Source organism: Pseudomonas sp. AP3_22 TE3818, from assembly GCF_053628995.1.
Map to the genome: position 1 here is coordinate 5,049,078 of NZ_JBRJHL010000001.1, position 17,927 is coordinate 5,067,004.

Below are 17,927 nucleotides of genomic sequence, written 5' to 3' on the forward strand. Positions count from 1 at the left end.
TCGCGAAGGCGGCCTCAGCTACACCGCCAATCTCCGAACTGACCACTGCCGCCCAATCCCCGTATAATCGCGCTTTTTTCCCGAAAGGCACCCCGCTCGTGGCAGACAAACGGTACAGCTGCATTGGTTTGTATAACCCCAAGTCACCGGAGAACGTCGGTTCGGTGATGCGCGCCGCTGGCTGTTATGGCGTGGCATCGGTGTTCTACACCGGCAAGCGCTATGAGCGCGCCGCCGACTTCGTCACCGATACCAAGCGCGTGCACTACGACATCCCGCTGATCGGCATCGAGGACTTGAAGAAAATCCTGCCGCTCAACTGTGTGCCCGTCGCCGTGGAACTGGTTGAGGGTGCACGCCCTCTGCCGGAATACACCCACCCGGATCGCGCGCTCTACATCTTCGGCCCGGAAGACGGCTCGCTGGATAAGGAGATTCGCGACTGGTGCGAAGACGTGGTCTACATTCCGACCACCGGTTGCATGAACCTGGCCGCCACGGTCAACGTCGTGCTCTACGACCGCATGGCCAAGGGGCTCAATACCCGCTCCGGGCCAAAATTCCGCTGAATCGCCGCACATCCGATTGAACGAGCTGCCCGCCCCGGCGGTCAGCTTGACTATCGACCACTGAAGCCTGGAGACAGACCATGAGCGAACTCAAACGCGTCGAGCGTATCGAATCCACCCCCTTCCAGAGCCCTTCCGAGCAGAACGTGCAGGGCTGGGAACGCATCGGCTCCCTGGCCGGCGGTGTGGTGATGGTGGGCAAGGGCCTGCGTCGTGGCGGGATCTTCGGCCTGATCCAGGTGGCCATCGGCGGCGTAGCCCTGGCGCGCGGCATTACCGGCCACAGCTCGGCGAAAAGCCTGCTGGAAAAAAGCCGTCAGGACATGGACAACGTGCGGGCGAAGATCCAGCGGGCTGGTGAGGAACTGAGCCAGTTGAAAGCCAATGCCGAGGCGGCGACCAAAACCGCCACTGTGACCGGCAATGATTCGTTGAAGTCGCCGAAAGCCGGGGTTTGATCCGTAAGTTTCGGTGGGGCTACTGGCCTCATCGCTGGCAAGCCAGCTCCCACATTTGATCTGGGTTGTACACATAATCGGGTGTAGGAGCTGGCTTGCCAGCGATGGCGGTTTTACTGGATCAACTCGGTATTCAACACCTTCGAAGACCCACCAATCACACTCTCGCTGAGCTGAACAAACCCCTCGGTATCGATATCCCCCAAGCGCATCGCCCCGCGCAACACGTCGTCCAGTGAACGCTTGTTGTGGGTTTTCAGGCGAATCTCGCGATCCAGCTCCTGCAGCAACACCACCGCCCTGGCCACCTGCACCGGGTTGACCCGATCACTGCGCAGCGTGCTGACTTTCTGGCTGGTCCTGACCAGTTTGCCGTGCAGGCTCTCGTAGCGTTCATCGCTCATGCCGCCGGCCCGGCGCACCAGTTCGATGGCGTAATACTCGGCAAAGCCCTCGCCGATCCAGTCACTGCGCTTTGTGCCGTTGATCCGACCGAATACCTGGGCCAACTCGCGGACCAGGGCGCTGGTGCCGCTTTCGCTGAGCAATGGCAGGTGACTGTTGAGGTAGATCGACTCGTGCGCCGACCGGCTGCCACGCCACATCGGATCATTGGCCCCGACGATCAGCAGTTTGCCCGGGTGTCGCGGGTACAGCGCCTGCACTTGCGGCCAGACGAAGGTCAGCAGCGTCAGCACATCCATACGCCGCATGCCCTGCCCCAGCGGCGAGGCGACGGTAACTTCAGTCTCGCCCAGACGGGTCCGGCGGCTGCCAAGCTGGCCGGCGAGCATCCAGCCCGTGGGCCGGTCGAACAGCCTGGAAGGGTTATCGATACGGAACTTGTTCTGACCAATCCGTGGCCACGCGGTTTCAACGCTTTTCCAGCCACCGGGCAGCTCGAATTCAAGGCGTGAAACCAGTTCGATGCCATCCTGTTGATCGAGCCTGGCAGCCGGCACCAGATCGTCGCCGCGCATCAATGCCCAGTTTGGCGTCATGCGCGTGTCAAAGCTGCCGTTCTTGCGCCCGTGGTCGATATTCACCCGATACGTCAGGCTGGCCTTGTCGGCCGCTGGACGCCAGACACCCCGCGCCGCTTTGCCAGGGGTCAGTTGCCATTGGCCGTCGGCCTTGAAATCGCTGTAGTGGCTGCCGTCGCCGAGGTCGAAATCCAGGCTGCGTACCGCCGAGCCCTGGGCGAGCGTCAGGCGCACTTCGGCCTGATCGCTCTGCGGCAACAGGCGCACGTGATAATCCAGATCGACTTTGTTCGCTGCCCATACGGGCGCACTCACGGCCAGTAATCCAACGCCCCACGCCTGCCGCCATCCCACAGCCATACACACTCCTTCGTGAAAGGTTGAGCCTCTGGCAGTCAGCCCGCGCGGAAAATCAGGTGATCTTCCCAGTCGTCTTCCGGCACGCTGCCTTCGGCGAGCATGCGCCCGGACTGGGAAATCCGCTCGTGATGCACGGCATCGCGATCACCGCACACCAGGTGATGCCACAACGGCAGGTCCTTGCCCTCGCTGACCAGGCGATAGCCGCACGTCGGCGGCAGCCATTTGAATTCGTCGGCCTTGCCCGGCGTGAGCTGGATACAGTCCGGCACAGTGTCGCGACGGTTAGGATAGTCCGTGCACTGGCAGGTTTTCAGGTCCAGCAGTTTGCAGGCGATGCGCGTGTAATAGACGCTGTTGTCGTCTTCGTCTTCAAGCTTTTGCAGACAGCACAATCCACAGCCGTCGCACAGCGACTCCCATTCCTCCTGATCGAGTTGATCGAGGGTCTTGCGTATCCAGAACGGTTCTACTTTGGCGGCCATGGTTCGAGCATCGACATCAGGTGGTGAAAAGGCCGCCAGTCTAGTGCCCGAAGCCCCTTGGGCCAAGCATTGGCGACTGTCGGTAGAACGGGCTTGTCAGTTTCTGCGCTGCCAAGTAGGGTTTTTCGTCGCTCCCACTTTCAAAACCAGCAAGGAATCTCTTGATGAGTGCCAACCCACGCGTTGCCGATTACACCATTGACCCTCAGTTCACCGATCGCTGGTCGCCCCGCGCCTTCACTGGCGAAGCCATTGCCGAAGAAACCCTGCTGAGCTTCTTCGAAGCCGCACGCTGGGCACCTTCGGCCTACAACTCGCAACCCTGGCGTTTCCTTTACGCTCGTCGCGACACGCCGAACTGGGAGCGCTACCTGGGACTGCTGAACGAATTCAACCGTAGCTGGGCGCAACATGCCTCGGCCCTGGTGATCGTGATTTCGAAAACCACCTTCGTCGCGCCTGGCGCCACTGAAGAAACCCCGGCCCTGTGGCACACCTTCGACACCGGTTCCGCCTGGGGCCACCTGGCCCTGCAAGCGAGCCTGAGCGGCTGGCACACCCACGGCATGGCCGGCTTCGACCAGGAACTGACCCGCAAGGAGCTGAACATTCCTGAAGGCTACGCCCTGCACGCCGCCGTCGCGGTGGGCAAGCTGGGGGACAAGGCCGGCCTGGCGGAATACCTGCAGGCCCGTGAAGTACCAAGCCCGCGTCGTCCGTTGAGCGAGCTGGCGACTGAAGGCGACTTCAGTCTCTAAGCCACACCGAAAAACCAATGTGGGAGCGGGCTTGCTCGCGAATGCGGTGTATCAGCCACTGTAATTGTCGACTGACACACCGCCTTCGCGAGCAAGCCCGCTCCCACACTTTGATCGCATTGGATTTAATACCCGCGATCGAAATCCACTTCCCCACGCAACGCCTCTCCCGCCTGAAACGCCCGCAGGTTTTCGACAAACAGCTTCACCATCATCGACGGCGAAGTCGGTGCCGAGCTGTGGCCCGTGAGCAGCAGGCCCCAGGCGGTCCAGAATGGATGCCGCTGGGGCAATGGCTCCTGACGGCACACGTCGATCACCGCGCCCGCCAGATGCCCTTCCTTCAAGGCCTCCACCAGATCCGCATCGACCACCGCCACACCGCGCCCGGCGTTGATGAACAACCCGGTCGGCTTGAATTGCTTGAACAGCGCCGCGTCGTAGATATCGTGGGTTTCCGGCGTGTTCGGCAGCAGATTGACCACGTAATCGACCTCACCGACCAGCCGCGGCAGATCCGCCAGTGAACCGACTTCGATGAACGGCGCCTGTTCCCGCGCGCTGCTGGCAACGCCATACAACTCGACACCAAACGGCAGGAGGAACTGCGCGACACTCTGGCCGATATCACCGGTGCCGACGATCAACACCTTGCGCCCCGCCAGGCTCTGGCCATGGCGGCTGTCCCATTTGCGTTCGACCTGGCTGACCAGTCGCGCCAGCACTTCACGTTCGTGACCGAGCATATAGGTGAGCACGTACTCGGCCATGACCTGCCCGAAGATGCCGACTGCACGGGTCAATCGATAGTGCCGTGGCAAGCCATCGGCCAGCAGCGGCGTAATGCCAGCCCACGTCGATTGCAGCCATTGCGGTTGATGGCCCTGGCGTAACAGGGTCGCCAGCAGATCAGGCTGGCCGAGCCACACCGGACAATCGGCGGCCTGGCTGGCCAGTTCGGCAGAATCACCGCTGGTCAGCACCTCCAGATCCGGTGCCGCCTCGCGCAACAGTTGGGCGTACACGGGGTGGTCGTGTTCAGCAATCAGGACGCGCATGCTTCAAACCTTTCAAAAACGGTGCAGACGGCAGCCGACAGAGCCGTGCTCCGTCGATGCTGCCATCGCTAAAATCAATCAGTGTTTCATAACCACTCTGAACAGAGCCTGTCGGCCATTCACACCGGATCGTTGCGGCGCAACAATTCTTCCGGCAAGTGCTCGATGTACTCGTCTTCGGCAGGCGGCATTTGCAGGTGATAACCCTGTTTTTCGAGGTTTTCCAGCACGACAGTGATGTCTTCGCGCGACAGCTTGCGCTCGGGACTCAGCACCAGGTCGAACGCATGGATGGCCTTGCCGAAGGCTGCCATGAGGGGATCCGGCACGCGCTCCAGAGCATCGCTCTTGAGCACATACAGGTACATTTCGTTTCTCTTCGAGCTGCGGTAGATGGAACAAATACGTTTCAAGGCTGTTCTCCGGCGGTGACCAGGCTGTCGAGCAGCGCCTGGCCCATCAATTCGCGGCGCCAGCCACGCAGCGAATCAGGCAATTGGTAGGGACCATTGGGGAAGCCGCTCTTGAGCAGCGCTTCCAGGGTTTTCTTGCGCAGCATCAGTTCCGGCGCAATGTTCAGGCGCTCGGCCTCGGCCTGGCCGATGGCTTTGAGCTGCTTGAGCAATACGGCAGCGTCTACCGGCAGCGGCTCCGGCACGGCTGGCGGCCATTGATCTGGCGACACACTGCCAGAGCGCTTGATCAGATCAAGCAGAAACTCACCATCCTGACGCACGGTACGCGGGTGCATGTCTTCGATTTTCGCCAGGGCGCCGAGATTATCCGGTTGCGTACGCGCCAGCGGCCACAACGAATGCTCGCGGATGATCCGGTTGCGCGGCAGGTCGCGGGCACGGGCTTCCTTTTCGCGCCAGGCACAGAGCTCACGCAATACCGCGAGTTGGGCACGGGACAGCTTCCAGGCCAGCTTGGCATCGCGATAGACCTCGTACGGATCGATCTCGCGGCGCAGGTTGGCCACCAGTTCGGCACCGTCTTCCAGAACCCAGGCGTATTTCTCGTCAGACAGCTTTGGACGCAGCTTTACGAACACTTCAGCCAGGTGCACGGCATCTTCGGCGGCATAGCTGATCTGGGTGTCGGAGAGCGGACGTTGCAGCCAGTCGGAACGGGTTTCCCCCTTGGGCAGGTCGATGCCGAGCACTTCCTGCACCAGGCGCGAATAGCCCATGGAGAAACCGAGGTTCAGGTAAGCGGCTGCCAATTGCGTATCGAACAGTGGCGCCGGCAGGCTACCGGTCAGGCGTAACAGGACTTCGAGGTCCTCGCTGCACGCGTGGACAACCTTGAGCACGGCCGGGTTTTCCAGTAACGCGGCCAGAGGCTGCCAGTTGTCGATGGTCAGCGGATCAATCAGGTAGGCACGTTTGCCATCGCCGACCTGCAGCAGGCCTGCGATCGGGTAGAAGGTGTCGACCCGCATGAATTCGGTATCGAGGGCAACGAATGGCAGTTGCTGCCACTCGGCACAAAACCGACCGAGGCTATCGTTGTCGCGAATCCAGTGAATATCGATGGCCACACGGCTCTCCCTTGAAGAATGGCGCGCAGTATATATCGCCCCCGGCGATTTCCGCGCATCCACTGAACAAGAGCGTTAGCGAAAATGACTGCGTGACATGAAGAATAGTCCGACAAGCTCAGCCTAGCTGGTCTTACCCAGCACGTAGACCCGCATCTGCGCACAACCGGGAAAAAAATCCTGATGGCTGAGCAAGCGGAATCCCGCCTGCCTGAACTCGCTTTCGACCCCGGCCTTGCTCGGTAACGGCCCCTCCACGCTTGAATGCGCGCCTTTGAAACGTCCGTCGAGGCGCACCGCGACAATCACCGTATCGCGACTGACCCGGTAAAACTCGCTCAGCATCGCCAAACGATGTTCCGGGCTGTAAAGGTGCTGAAACAGTTGCATGCAAAAAATGCAGTCGACCGCGTTCTCCGACAAACCAATCGAGAAGGCGGAGCTTTGAAAGGTCTTGATCCGCTTCAGCAGGCTTTGCGGGTGATGTGTGCGGGCATGATCGAGGATGTCCTGGGACGGGTCCGTCGCGAGGATCACCCGATTGGCATGTTCGGCCAGCACCGACCAGAAACGTCCCACCCCGCAGGCCACGTCGAGGATCAGCCCCGGTTCGCCAGCGACCTTGAGTGCATTGCGCACCAGACGCGCCTCACGCCAGAGCGTCAGCCGCCCGGCCAGGCCCGGCGCTTGCGGCTGAAGGCAGACGCGCGCGTGTTCCTGATCGTAGCGCCGGGCAATCTCAAGCTCGATGGCGGATGGGGGTTGAGCGGACATGTGCAATGGCTCTTGATAAACGTTCAACAGGCCGCAGGTCGGCAGCCACCGAGTGAAGCAAAACCGGAGCACTCAATCCTTGGCCAGCACGCCGTCGGTCACCGGGCCACGACATCCGGCAAACATGTCCAGGTCCTGGTTGTAGACCTTGCTGTTGACCTCCAGCAGTCCAAGCATCGAATGGAACAGGTTGTCCTGGCTCAGGGGCTTTTCACGACTCTGTTGCAGGCAGCGGGTATCGACCGCAAACGACTGTTTATAGCTGTCGGAGAACCAGGCAAACATGGCTACATGCTTTTGCTGCTCCGGTGCCAGCATGTAAGGCGTGCCGTGGAGGAACAAGTTGTACTCGCCCAGGGATTCACCGTGGTCCGACAGATACAGCATCGCGGTGTCCACTTTGGACTGGTTACTGCGCAGCAGATCGATCAAGGTCGACAGCACATGGTCGGTATAGACCAAGGTGTTGTCGTAACCATTGACGATACTTTCGCGACTGCAATTGTTCAGGGCATTACTCTCGCAAACCGGGGTGAAGCGCTCGAACTCTTTCGGATAACGCTTGAAGTATTCCGGACCGTGGCTACCCATCTGGTGCAATACCAGTACGGTGTCCTTGTCCAGGGTATCGATGAAATGTTGCAGCCCCTGCAGCAGGATTTCGTCGCGGCATTCACTGTTGGCGCACAGCGCCGGGTCTTTCAGATTGCTGACGTCCTGGATGGTGACGCGATCGCACGTACCCTTGCAGCCCGACTGGTTGTCACGCCAGATCACGTCGATACCCGCATGTTTGAGCACATCCAGCAGGCCTTCTTCGTTCTTGGCCTTGCTGGCGTTGTAGTCCTTGCGCCCCATGTTGGAGAACATGCAAGGCACCGATACGGCGGTTTCAGTCCCGCAGGAATGCACATCGGTGAAAGCGATCAGACCATCTTCCTTACTCAGTTTCGGCGTGGTGTCGCGGCTATAGCCAAGGATGCCGAAGTTCTCTGCCCGGGCACTTTCCCCGACGACAAGAACAGTCAGGGATTTGCGTCCATGAGTTTGCCAGACCGTATTGCGCTGGGCATCTTCACCGAGCTTGACAAAGGGTTGCCGCGCCGTCGCTACTTTCTCGCGCAAGAAACCAGCCGAGGCACCAATGTAGTTGCTTGGTACCACCATCAGGCGCAACTCGTGGTGATTGCGAAACAGCGAAGACAGGCCTTGATAGTTAACCAGTGCAACTCCACCAATAACGGCCGCAGAAGCAAACGTCACCAGGACTTTACTGAGCAGTTCACGGTGCCAGCGACGATAATTAATCGGTGCCTTCCACAATAGCCATGACGGCAATACACCGAGCAGCATAATATAAACAAACAACTTGAGCGACAGTAAGTCGCGCACTTCCGTAGCATTGGTTTCAGCGAAGTTACGCAACATGCCGGTGTCGATCAGGACACCATACTGGCTCATGAAATACGCCACGCCCGCGCTGACCATGAACAGCAGGGTCAGGAGCGGCTTGAGTACCGGCCGGAAGGCCAGCAGGGTCAGCACGATGTTGAAGGCCGCGAATATCATCGCCCCGAAGGCCACGCGCATGACGATGCCTTTGCCATCGGACGTGGTGATTTCGAACAGGTGTTGCCAGAGTACAAAGTTGAAGCCAACCAACAAAAATGCACTGGCAATCAGTGTCACCCATTCGGGGCGCACGGCTTTAATCTTAAACATGAGGTTCGGCGAGTCCTGAAAAGAAGTGCCTTCGGTCAATGTGAAAATTTCATTGACCGAGACAATTCTAATTTTAGGTAGCCAACCATCAATTTTTTGTGAAAAAGAAGCCAACAATTAGTTGGCTTATAACACCTGCCAGAAACTTCAGACTATTTGAGAATGGTTCAGCTCGGGTTCAGTTTCGGCTCAAGCCTGGTGCAGGTACCAGCGCCAGTCCTGCTCACCCACCTCCCCCATGAATTGGCGATACTCGGCGCGTTTCACCGCCAGGTAGACACCGAGGAACTCGCCGCCGAAGGCTTCCCGGGCCCAACTGGAACCTTCCAGCGAACGCAATGTGGTCAGCCAGTCCGTGGGCAACAGTTTCGCGGCCTGGGCGTAGCCATTGCCCTCCACCGGCGTACCCGGGTCGAGCTGTTCGCGGATACCGCGATGAATACCGGCCAGAATCGCCGCCGCCGCCAGATAGGGGTTGGCATCCGCGCCACAAATTCGATGCTCGATGTGGCGGGAATACGCCGGCCCGCCCGGTACGCGCAAACTCACGGTGCGATTGTCCACACCCCAAGTGGCTGCCAGCGGCGCATAGCTGTTGGCCTGGAATCGACGGTAGGAATTGGCGTTGGGGCAGAACAGCAACAGCGAGTCGAGCAAGGTACTGAGCATGCCGGCGACAGCCTGCTTGAGCAGGGGCGTTCCATCCGGGGCTTCGCTGGCAAAGAGATTGTTGCCGTCCTTGTCCGCCAGACTCACGTGCATATGCATCCCGGTGCCGGCCAGATCATCGAATGGCTTGGCCATGAAGCACGCTGTCATGCCGTGCTTGTGGGCCACCCCTTTGACCAGGCGCTTGTAGCGCACCGCTTCGTCCATTGCCTGCAACGCGTCGGTGCGGTGTTCGAGGGTGATTTCCACTTGCCCCGGCGCGTATTCGGAAATGGCCGTGCGCGCCGGAATCCCCTGGAGCTTGCAGGCGCTGTAGAGATCGGCGAGGAAGGGTTCGATCTGTTCAAGCTCGCGCAATCCATAGACCTGAGTGCCGCGCGGACGCCCGCCATCGACATCCCGAGCCGGTTGCGGCCGGCCATTGCTGTCGCGTTGCTGATCCAGCAGATAGAACTCCAGTTCCGCCGCCATGACCGGGTAATAGCCGTCAGCCTGCAAACCTTCGATGACTTTCGCCAGTAAGTGACGGGGGTCGGCAATGGTAGCGGGCATCCCCTCAGTCGGGTGCATGCTGACCTGCACGGCCGCGGTCGGTATCAGACGCCACGGCATACGCGTGAGGCTGCCGCTGATAGGGTAGGCCCGGCAGTCGATATCGCCGACATCCCAGACCAGTCCGGAGTTTTCCACGTCATCGCCGTTGATGGTCAGCCCGAGGATGGTGCTCGGCAATGGCCGCCCGCTTTCATACACCGCCAGCAGCTCGTCACGGTGCAGCAGCTTGCCCCGCGGCACACCGTTGTTGTCGAGGATGAACAGCTCGAACATTTCAATATCCGGGTTCTGCTCCAGAAAAGTCAGGGCTTCAAGCCGGGTGGCGAACGAGGTCGTGGCAGTACTCATGGGAACTCTCTTTTTTCCGTGTTTGACGGGTGCGCAAAGGCACCCGCACTTTAATTCCGGTACCTACCGGAATATGTAGGAACAATCAGCGGAAAAAGCGGAAATCCGGCGGGCGCGCATGTCGGCAATGCCACAGCGCCCAGAAGGCCAGTTCAGAAGGAAGTGCAGAGAGGCTTGGCGCGGTGGCGGGCGTGAATCGACGACCAAGGCTCGACGCGCGAGCGCCGATGGTTGCCTTGAGGTGGATTGCGACTGGCCAACCGTCCATAGAGAGAACCGCAGAAAACAGATGACCCGCAGCGTCACACGACGGGTTCAGTCGTTAAATCGGGATTTGAAGAACCTTGGATGTCGAATGGCTAAACATTCAACGGCATCCGTATGACCGCACTCTTATTTAATTTCCAAATACATCACCAGACTTTCTGATTTGCGGCCTTGCGACCTCGCGCGCCTAATCGCAACCCTACCGTTCAAGGTCCGATCATGGAAAACACCCGCGCGACTACCCGCCCTGCCCTCTGGTTGATGTTCAGCATTGCTCTCGTCGCCCTGAACCTGCGTCCCTCCATGGCCGCCGTCGGGCCGTTGCTCTCGGCGATTCGCGAGGACATCCCGCTGAGTTTCAGCCTGGCTTCACTGCTGACCCTGTTGCCGGTCATGGCCATGGGACTGGCGATGTTTTTCGGGCTGCGTGTCAGCGAGCGTCTCGGAGAACAGCGCACTGTCGTACTTTCGTTGCTGATCATCGGCATGGCCACGGTGTCGCGCCTGTTTCTCGATTCGGTAGCCGAATTGATCCTCAGCGCCGTGCTGGCAGGTATCGGCATCGCCCTGATCCAGGCCCTGATGCCTGCGCTGATCAAATCCCGCTTCAGCGACCACGTTGCCCTGTGCATGGGTCTCTACGTCACATCGATCATGGGCGGTGCCGCCATGGGTGCGTCCTTTGCGCCACTGGTGATGGCGTCTACCGGCAGCTGGCGTATGGGCCTGGCGATCTGGGTCGTACTCGCCGTGCTGGCATTGCTCTTCTGGCGCAGCCAAAGCGCGGGGATGCCAACACCGGACTCGAGGGCACCCCGCAAAGGTTCGTTCTTCGCCAATTCCCGCGCGTGGTTACTCGCGATCTTCTTTGGCCTGGGCACTGCGTCCTACACCTGCGTTCTGGCCTGGCTGGCACCGTACTACGTGGAAAAGGGCTGGAACGAGCAGCACGCCGGATTGCTGCTCGGGTTTCTCACCGCAATGGAAGTGCTGTCGGGCCTGCTGACGCCCTTCATCGCCAATCGCAGCCGCGACCGCCGCGTCGTGCTGATGGTCTTGCTGGCACTGATCATCGCCGGTTTCTGCGGGCTGATTCTGAGTCCGCAGCACTTGAGCCTGATGTGGCCATGCCTGCTGGGGCTGGGCATTGGCGGGCTATTCCCGATGAGCCTGATCGTATCGCTGGATCACCTGGACAATCCATTGCGCGCCGGTGGCCTGACCGCATTCGTGCAAGGCATCGGCTACCTGATCGCCAGCCTGTCGCCTCTGCTGGCGGGGATAATCCGCGACCGGCTCGGCAGCTTTGAATGGGCCTGGTGGTCGCTGACGGCGGTCATGGCGCTGATGATGTTGATGGTTTTGCGCTTCAACCCAAGGCACTACAGCGCCACATCCACTGACCCGGAGCCTGCCATGAAAACCACCGGCTTCGCCGCCGCTCACGCCAGCATGCTGCTTTGGGCCTTGTTGATCGCAGCATCGTTTTCCGCAGCGGCGCAAGTCAGCCAGGCCATCGACCCGATCCTGCTGACCGGTTTGCGCCTGTTGTTCTGCGCCTTGGTGTTTCTGCCGCTGTTGCTGCGTGAAGGCAATGCCGTCATGACCGCCCGCGGGCTGCTTGGTCACGCGGTGCTCGGCCTGCTGCTGGCGTTGTACTTCGGATCGCTGTTCGAAGCATTGCGCTACACCTCCGCCGTCAATACCGGGACGATGTTTACGCTGGTGCCGCTGATGACCCTGGCTTTCGAAGCCGTGCTCATACCTGACAGCCGCCTGAAACAACGCATTGTGCCGATGCTGCTCGCCGCTGCCGGAGCGGTGTTACTGATCATGAAAGACGCCGGCCCCGGCGAGTTGCCATCGCCGTATGCGCTGACCGTGTACGGCATCGGCTGCCTGGCGATGGCGCTCTATGCTCCGCTCAGCCAACGCCTGAAAGCCAATAGTCTGAAGGGACGCGGGCCGGTGCCCATGACGTTCTGGAACATGCTGTTCGGTGCGCTGTTTCTACTGGTGTTCTGTGGATTCAGTGGCGGTTGGCGCTCGGCATCATTACTGACGCTCAACGATTTCTATTGGCTGATGTACCTGGCGGTATTCGCCACCCTGGCGACGTTCTGGCTGCTGCATCGGGCCATCGGTGTGATCGCGCCATCCTCGGTGATTTCCTACATCTACCTGAGCACGCTGTTCATCACCTTGTTTCATTGGCTTTGGGGCCGCCAGATGCCGCTGCCGCTGGAGTTGGCCGGTGCGCTGCTGGTGGGCATCGGCATGTTCGCGCTGTTGATCTCCAGCCGCCGCGCCGTGTCGGCGATGGTCCAGAGTTGAAAGGCTCCAGGGCGAAACTTCCTGCAAGGCATTTTCCCTGTTCGCTCATTCCATTAGGATAATTCACCCACCCTTGCACATGGTAAGCGCAAGGGGCGCAGCGAGATGCAATGGATGCTGAACAGTAATTCGCTTAGAAAACTCGACATGCAGGACCTCATGGTGTTCGTCGCCGTGTACGAGCAGAACAGCGTCACCGGCGTGTCCGAGACGCTTAGCGTCAGCCAGTCCACAGTGAGTTACTGCCTGAAAAAACTGCGCAACAGCTTCGAGGACGAACTCTTCATCAATACCCGTACCGGCGGCATGCAACCCACCGGCAAAGCCAGCGCGATGTACCCTCACGTGCTGAAAATCCTGGAAAGCATCAACTTGTGTCACGCCGGTTCACCCGCGTTCGACCCAGGCCTGCAAGCCGTGACGTTCAACCTCTGCGCACCGGAATATTTCGAGCAGTTGATCCTGCCGCGCCTGTTGAAAACCTTCGCCCTCGCCGATCTTCCGGTGACGGTCAATGTGCTCAAGCTCGAAGCCGACATCCCTGCCGAAGCGTTACGCGAAGGCAGCGTCGACCTGGTGGTGTGTTTCGGTCCGAACTTTCATCGCAGCCACGTCGATTTCAAATCCCGGACGCTGCTCGAAGATGATCTGGTCTGTGTCTTCGACAAACGCGCCACCCCGGCGGAACCACGTTTGAGCCTGCAAACCTATGTCGAACGTCGACACGTGTTCCCGACACCCTGGACATCCGCCACCAACATGGTCGACGGCTGGCTCGCGCAGCAGGCCACACAGCGCCAGATCGTCGCACGCGCCAACAGTTACAGTGCAGCGCTGAAGCTGATTACCGGCACCGACTATGCCTTGACCCTGCCCCGGCGCATCCAGCGGCTGCTGGCCAGTACCGACACCTTCAATCACTGTGAAGCGCCCGAGGGTTTGCCGGGTTTCACCCTCGACATGCAGTGGAGCCAGCGCATCGATCAGGACAGCGCCAACACCTGGCTGCGAGCGCACGTGATCCAGGCCTGCGCCGCGCAGGAAACGGCCTGATACTCAGTGGCTGATGGCGGTCTTGCTGTAGGAATCGCGATCGATGTCGAGAATTTCCACACACAACTGGACTTCAACGCCGCTCGGCCACTCACACAGCTCCTGAACCACCGCCAGCAGGCTTTCGGAGAGTTGTTTCTTGATCTGTGCGGAACGCCCACTCAACAGTGCCAGTTTCACATGCACGAATGCCCGTTCACCCAGAGCGGTACCAACCTTGAACGTCTCGACCCTGACCGCGCGGCTCTTGATGTCGAATTCGGCAGCAAACTGACCGGAACCCACCAGCGTATTGTTCAACCGCATCAACGCCACATCGGCATTCAGGTCAGTCAGGTTGGCGGTGTATTCCATGTGCAGGTGAGGCATGAGTTGGCTCCTGGAAGGGGATGGAAAGCTCGTACGTATAACATGCCCTGGTCATTCGGGCAGCGGCAAAACGGCACGCTCACTCATGAACGCCTCCAGGCGCGAACGTAACCAGCGCTCGGCAGGGTCGGTATCGACATGACTGAGCCAGACCATGGACAAGTCCAGGGTCGGTGTCTTGAACGGAAAGGGCTCCTTGAACAGCATTCCCGAAGCAGCCATCGCCTCGGCGGTGTAGTCCGGCAGGCTGGCGATCAGGTCCGTCCCGGCGAGCAGTGCCGGCAACGAGCTGTATTGCGGTACCGAGAGCACCACCTGGCGCGTGCGGCCGATTTCCGCCAGCCACTCGTCGGCGTAGCCACTGACGTTGGCGGTATGGGACACCAGCACGTGCGGTCGCGCGCAATATTCATCGAGCGTCAGCGGAGTGTCGGAGGCATCGGCGCGTAAAATGCTGGGCTGGATGTGCCGCAGCAACTTGCGCTTGGCATTGGCCGGCAAGCCACGGGTCTGGCTGATACCCACCGTGATATCGCCGGACGCCAGCAAGTCGGGAATCCGCCAGTAATCGACATGCTGCACCACAAACACCACGTTTGGCGCTTCCTGCCGCAGCGTTCGCAGCAACGGCGGCAACAGGCCGAACTCGACATCGTCGGACAACCCGATGCGGAACGTCATCGTGCTGCTGGCCGGGTCAAAATCATGGGTCAGGCTCAAGGCCACGGACAAGGAATCCAGCGCCGGCGACAGGTGCCTGATGATCTCCTCTGCCCGAGCCGTCGGCTCCATGCGATGGCCAACGCGTATGAACAGCGGATCATTGAACATCGCACGCAAGCGGTTGAGCGCCGAGCTGATGGTCGGCTGACCGAGAAACAGCTTCTCCGCCACCCGAGTGACATTGCGCTCCAGCATCAGTGTTTCGAACACGACCATCAGGTTGATGTCCGCCTTGCGAAGTTCGTTGCGATTCATCCAGTGCCCCCATTCCCCAAATCTGCTGACAGTTTAGGTAGCCGGGGCAACTGCCGTCTATCCAACTCAAGTTCAACAGCCTGATGAGGTTCACACTTAATGGATTGAGCAGGAATGCAGACCGTTTCCAGCTCGAAAGAAAGTGGCCTCGAACGAGCAGCTTCACCGCTGCAATTCAGATTTCCTTGATCGGGGTCTGATCGTCGGGGTTCCACTGAATCAGCTACGCCGCCGTCATATGCACTCACATTGCAGGGGTCGCCGCGCCCAAGTCCGCCCGTTACTCTTGGCTGCTCACTATTTCAAAACCCGAGCCGAAAAACATGAACGTCTTTACCCTTCGCGCGTTAGGCCTGATATTGATAAGCATGCCAGTCATTGCGCACGCCCATGAACCAGAGACACTCACCCTGATCACCTATGCCGACGGCACCCGCGGCATCAAGACCCCGATTGACATTGGTCCGCCCGGCCCATCGCAGGGTGACTTGTTTGTGTTCGATCAGCCGCTGATGAACGAGCAACGACAAGATATCGGCAGCAATAGCGGTTACTGCGTCAATACCCTCCCCGAAAAGCATAGCCAGTGCCAATGGACCCTTCTGTTCAGCGACGCAACTGGCAAAACCGCCGGTAGCATCGTCGTGGCCGGACAGGAGCATGAATCAGGCCAGTCGATTGTCGCGGTAATTGGCGCTACGGGGGAATATGCCGGGTTCAGCGGTGAAATGAGTACGGAGCCCAATGCCGATGGCACCTTCACCCAAATCCTGCATCTCTCGCGTAGCGCCCGATAAGTGGCTGTGCATGCCTCCAGATCGCTGAGCAGCCGTTCGTCCGAGATGGGTAAACCGGATTGTCGCGCTCCGGCGACTTTACATGGCCAGGGTTGATACCCTGGCCGACAGGCCGAAAACGAAAAAGCCCCCGTAATCTCTGACGATTACAGGGGCTTAGTCGTATTCAATAATGGCGGAGAGATAGGGATTCGAACCCTAGGTACCGGTGAAGGTACAACGGATTTCGAATCCGTCCCATTCGGCCACTCTGGCATCTCTCCAACGGCGCGCATCATAACAACACTTTCGCCGGAAGCGAACCCCCTAAGCGAAATATTTCTGTGCTTTCAGATGCTTGCGTCGGTTAAAGCGGTACGCCCAGACGGTTGGCGACTTCTTCGTAGGCTTCGATGACGTCACCGAGGCCCTGACGGAAGCGGTCCTTGTCCATTTTCTTGCCGGTAGCCTTGTCCCACAGACGGCAGCCGTCCGGGCTGAATTCGTCGCCCAGCACGATGGAACCATCGTGGAACACGCCGAATTCCAGTTTGAAGTCGACCAGCAGCAGGCCGGCGTCGTCGAACAGTTTGCTCAGGACTTCGTTGACCTTGAGCGACAGCTCTTTCATGCGAACCAGTTGCTCGGCGGTGCCCCAACCGAAAGCCACAACGTGGGATTCGTTGATGAACGGGTCGCCCTTGGCGTCATCCTTCAGGAACAGTTCGAAGGTGTAAGGGTTGAGTTTCATGCCCTCTTCGACACCCAGGCGCTTGACCAGGCTGCCAGCGGCGTAGTTACGCACGACGCACTCGACCGGGATCATGTCCAGCTTCTTCACCAGGCATTCGTTGTCGCCCAGCAGTTTGTCGAACTGGGTCGGCACGCCGGCCGCTTCGAGCTTCTGCATGATGAAGGCGTTGAACTTGTTGTTCACCATGCCCTTGCGGTCGAGCTGTTCGATACGCTTGCCGTCGAACGCCGAAGTGTCGTTGCGAAACAGCAGGATCAAACGGTTAGCGTCATCGGTCTTGTAAACCGACTTGGCTTTGCCGCGGTAGAGTTCTTCACGTTTTTCCATGATGGGCTCCGCTTGCTAAGTAGATGGGCTAGGCGATGTGACGCCAGTCGAGCCCTGAATCTTGATCGGCCAGTTGCAGCCAGTCCGGGTCGCACCCAAGGGTGTCGACAAAACATTGCCGGGCCAGCTGCGGCAGGTTGTTCTTGCTGCTCAGATGGGCCAGGACCAGGTGTTGCAGGTCCTTCCAGCCCAGCTCGGCCACCAGGAATGCCGCCTGATGGTTGTTCAAATGTCCCAGTTCACCGCCCACCCGCTGCTTGAGAAAGTACGGGTAATGACCGCGAGCCAGCATGTCCCTGCAATGGTTGGACTCGATCATCAATGCATCGAGGTCCCGGTAACCGTCCAGCACCTTGTCGCAATAGGAGCCCAGGTCGGTCAACAGGCCAAAACGCCGTAAACCGTCACTGAAGACATACTGCGTCGGTTCCTGTGCATCGTGGGCCACGGCAATGACACCGATGCTCAAGTCGCCGATTTGCAACTGCTCGCCGCCGGCCAGAAAGCCTGCGGGTTCAATCGGTTTGCGCATCCCGCGCAAGGTCCCGCGACTGAGGTAGACAGGCAGATTGTAGCGCCGAGACAGCAAACCCACGCCATGCACGTGGTCGGCATGTTCGTGGGTCACGAGTATCGCACTCAGCTGCGCAGGGTTCACACCCAGTCGCAGCAGGCGTTTTTCGGTTTCCCGCAGGGAAAAACCACAATCCACCAGCACGTACGTATCAGCGCTGGCTATCAGCGTGCCGTTCCCTTGACTGCCGCTGCCGAGAACGGCAAAACGCAT

18 protein-coding genes, 1 tRNA gene and 1 pseudogene are annotated in these 17,927 nt (G+C 59.6%); 7 read left to right on the forward strand and 13 right to left on the reverse strand.

What is annotated here, in order from left to right:
* Positions 1-98 precede the first annotated feature (98 nt).
* Together AB7M25_RS23005 and AB7M25_RS23010 are read left to right on the forward strand one after the other, a co-directional pair.
* Entirely contained in the window at positions 99-569 is a 471-nt protein-coding gene (locus tag AB7M25_RS23005) for an RNA methyltransferase (protein WP_429386445.1), read from the forward strand.
* An 80-nt stretch (positions 570-649) separates the two neighbouring features.
* A complete protein-coding gene (locus tag AB7M25_RS23010; protein ID WP_007972408.1) occupies positions 650-1,027 on the forward strand; it encodes a YgaP family membrane protein in 378 nt (125 codons plus the stop codon).
* 113 nt (positions 1,028-1,140) lie between these two features.
* Here the strand turns inward: AB7M25_RS23010 and AB7M25_RS23015 are convergent, their stop codons facing one another.
* Together AB7M25_RS23015 and AB7M25_RS23020 are read right to left on the reverse strand one after the other, a co-directional pair.
* Positions 1,141-2,370 (reverse strand): hypothetical protein, encoded by a 1,230-nt coding sequence (locus AB7M25_RS23015; RefSeq protein WP_429517020.1) that lies wholly within the window; start codon positions 2,368-2,370, stop codon positions 1,141-1,143.
* A 35-nt stretch (positions 2,371-2,405) separates the two neighbouring features.
* Positions 2,406-2,855, reverse strand: coding sequence for a YcgN family cysteine cluster protein (locus AB7M25_RS23020; RefSeq protein ID WP_007984794.1), 450 nt, complete (start codon positions 2,853-2,855; stop codon positions 2,406-2,408).
* Positions 2,856-3,019: 164 nt separating this feature from the next.
* Between AB7M25_RS23020 and AB7M25_RS23025 the strand changes: the two genes are divergently transcribed.
* Positions 3,020-3,613 (forward strand): nitroreductase family protein, encoded by a 594-nt coding sequence (locus AB7M25_RS23025; RefSeq protein WP_429517019.1) that lies wholly within the window; start codon positions 3,020-3,022, stop codon positions 3,611-3,613.
* Between the two features lie 125 nt (positions 3,614-3,738).
* Here the strand turns inward: AB7M25_RS23025 and AB7M25_RS23030 are convergent, their stop codons facing one another.
* The 6 genes from AB7M25_RS23030 to AB7M25_RS23055 form a co-directional block, all read right to left on the reverse strand.
* Entirely contained in the window at positions 3,739-4,671 is a 933-nt protein-coding gene (locus AB7M25_RS23030; RefSeq protein ID WP_454238027.1) for a D-2-hydroxyacid dehydrogenase, read from the reverse strand.
* A 119-nt stretch (positions 4,672-4,790) separates the two neighbouring features.
* Complete coding sequence (locus tag AB7M25_RS23035; RefSeq protein ID WP_429386454.1) at positions 4,791-5,084, reverse strand: YcgL domain-containing protein; 294 nt, start codon at positions 5,082-5,084, stop codon at positions 4,791-4,793.
* On the reverse strand, positions 5,081-6,214 hold the full coding sequence (gene rnd / locus AB7M25_RS23040; protein ID WP_104450512.1) for a ribonuclease D: 1,134 nt from the start codon (positions 6,212-6,214) through the stop codon (positions 5,081-5,083). Before rnd ends, AB7M25_RS23035 begins: the two co-directional genes overlap by 4 nt.
* A gap of 123 nt (positions 6,215-6,337) precedes the next feature.
* Entirely contained in the window at positions 6,338-6,988 is a 651-nt protein-coding gene (locus AB7M25_RS23045) for a class I SAM-dependent methyltransferase (RefSeq protein ID WP_429386457.1), read from the reverse strand.
* Between the two features lie 72 nt (positions 6,989-7,060).
* Positions 7,061-8,710, reverse strand: coding sequence for a phosphoethanolamine transferase (locus AB7M25_RS23050; protein WP_429386458.1), 1,650 nt, complete (start codon positions 8,708-8,710; stop codon positions 7,061-7,063).
* A gap of 189 nt (positions 8,711-8,899) precedes the next feature.
* A complete protein-coding gene (locus AB7M25_RS23055) occupies positions 8,900-10,282 on the reverse strand; it encodes a glutamine synthetase family protein (RefSeq protein ID WP_454238028.1) in 1,383 nt (460 codons plus the stop codon).
* Between the two features lie 486 nt (positions 10,283-10,768).
* Between AB7M25_RS23055 and AB7M25_RS23060 the strand changes: the two are divergent.
* The 3 genes and pseudogenes from AB7M25_RS23060 to AB7M25_RS23070 all read left to right on the forward strand — a co-directional run bounded on the left by AB7M25_RS23060 (position 10,769) and on the right by AB7M25_RS23070 (position 13,936).
* Positions 10,769-11,952 (forward strand): annotated as a pseudogene (locus tag AB7M25_RS23060) (cyanate transporter).
* A 13-nt stretch (positions 11,953-11,965) separates the two neighbouring features.
* Entirely contained in the window at positions 11,966-12,883 is a 918-nt protein-coding gene (locus AB7M25_RS23065; protein ID WP_454238029.1) for a DMT family transporter, read from the forward strand.
* Between the two features lie 114 nt (positions 12,884-12,997).
* Positions 12,998-13,936, forward strand: a complete 939-nt coding sequence (locus AB7M25_RS23070; protein ID WP_454238379.1) for a LysR substrate-binding domain-containing protein — start codon at positions 12,998-13,000, stop codon at positions 13,934-13,936.
* Positions 13,937-13,939: 3 nt separating this feature from the next.
* On the opposite strand, the gene AB7M25_RS23075 is transcribed toward AB7M25_RS23070, so the two are convergent.
* Positions 13,940-14,305 (reverse strand): 5-carboxymethyl-2-hydroxymuconate Delta-isomerase, encoded by a 366-nt coding sequence (locus AB7M25_RS23075; protein ID WP_454238030.1) that lies wholly within the window; start codon positions 14,303-14,305, stop codon positions 13,940-13,942.
* Positions 14,306-14,356: 51 nt separating this feature from the next.
* Entirely contained in the window at positions 14,357-15,283 is a 927-nt protein-coding gene (locus AB7M25_RS23080) for a LysR family transcriptional regulator (RefSeq protein ID WP_429386470.1), read from the reverse strand.
* A gap of 323 nt (positions 15,284-15,606) precedes the next feature.
* Between AB7M25_RS23080 and AB7M25_RS23085 the strand changes: the two genes are divergently transcribed.
* The gene (locus AB7M25_RS23085; protein ID WP_454238031.1) at positions 15,607-16,080 is read left to right on the forward strand and encodes an allene oxide cyclase barrel-like domain-containing protein; all 474 of its coding nucleotides are present in this window, start codon (positions 15,607-15,609) and stop codon (positions 16,078-16,080) included.
* A gap of 173 nt (positions 16,081-16,253) precedes the next feature.
* Here the strand turns inward: AB7M25_RS23085 and AB7M25_RS23090 are convergent.
* From AB7M25_RS23090 to AB7M25_RS23100, 3 genes are all read right to left on the reverse strand, one after another.
* A tRNA-Ser gene (locus AB7M25_RS23090) sits at positions 16,254-16,343 on the reverse strand.
* Between the two features lie 83 nt (positions 16,344-16,426).
* The gene (gene purC / locus AB7M25_RS23095) at positions 16,427-17,140 is read right to left on the reverse strand and encodes a phosphoribosylaminoimidazolesuccinocarboxamide synthase (RefSeq protein ID WP_007944067.1); all 714 of its coding nucleotides are present in this window, start codon (positions 17,138-17,140) and stop codon (positions 16,427-16,429) included.
* A 28-nt stretch (positions 17,141-17,168) separates the two neighbouring features.
* Positions 17,169-17,927, reverse strand: coding sequence for an MBL fold metallo-hydrolase (locus AB7M25_RS23100; RefSeq protein ID WP_116580246.1), 759 nt, complete (start codon positions 17,925-17,927; stop codon positions 17,169-17,171).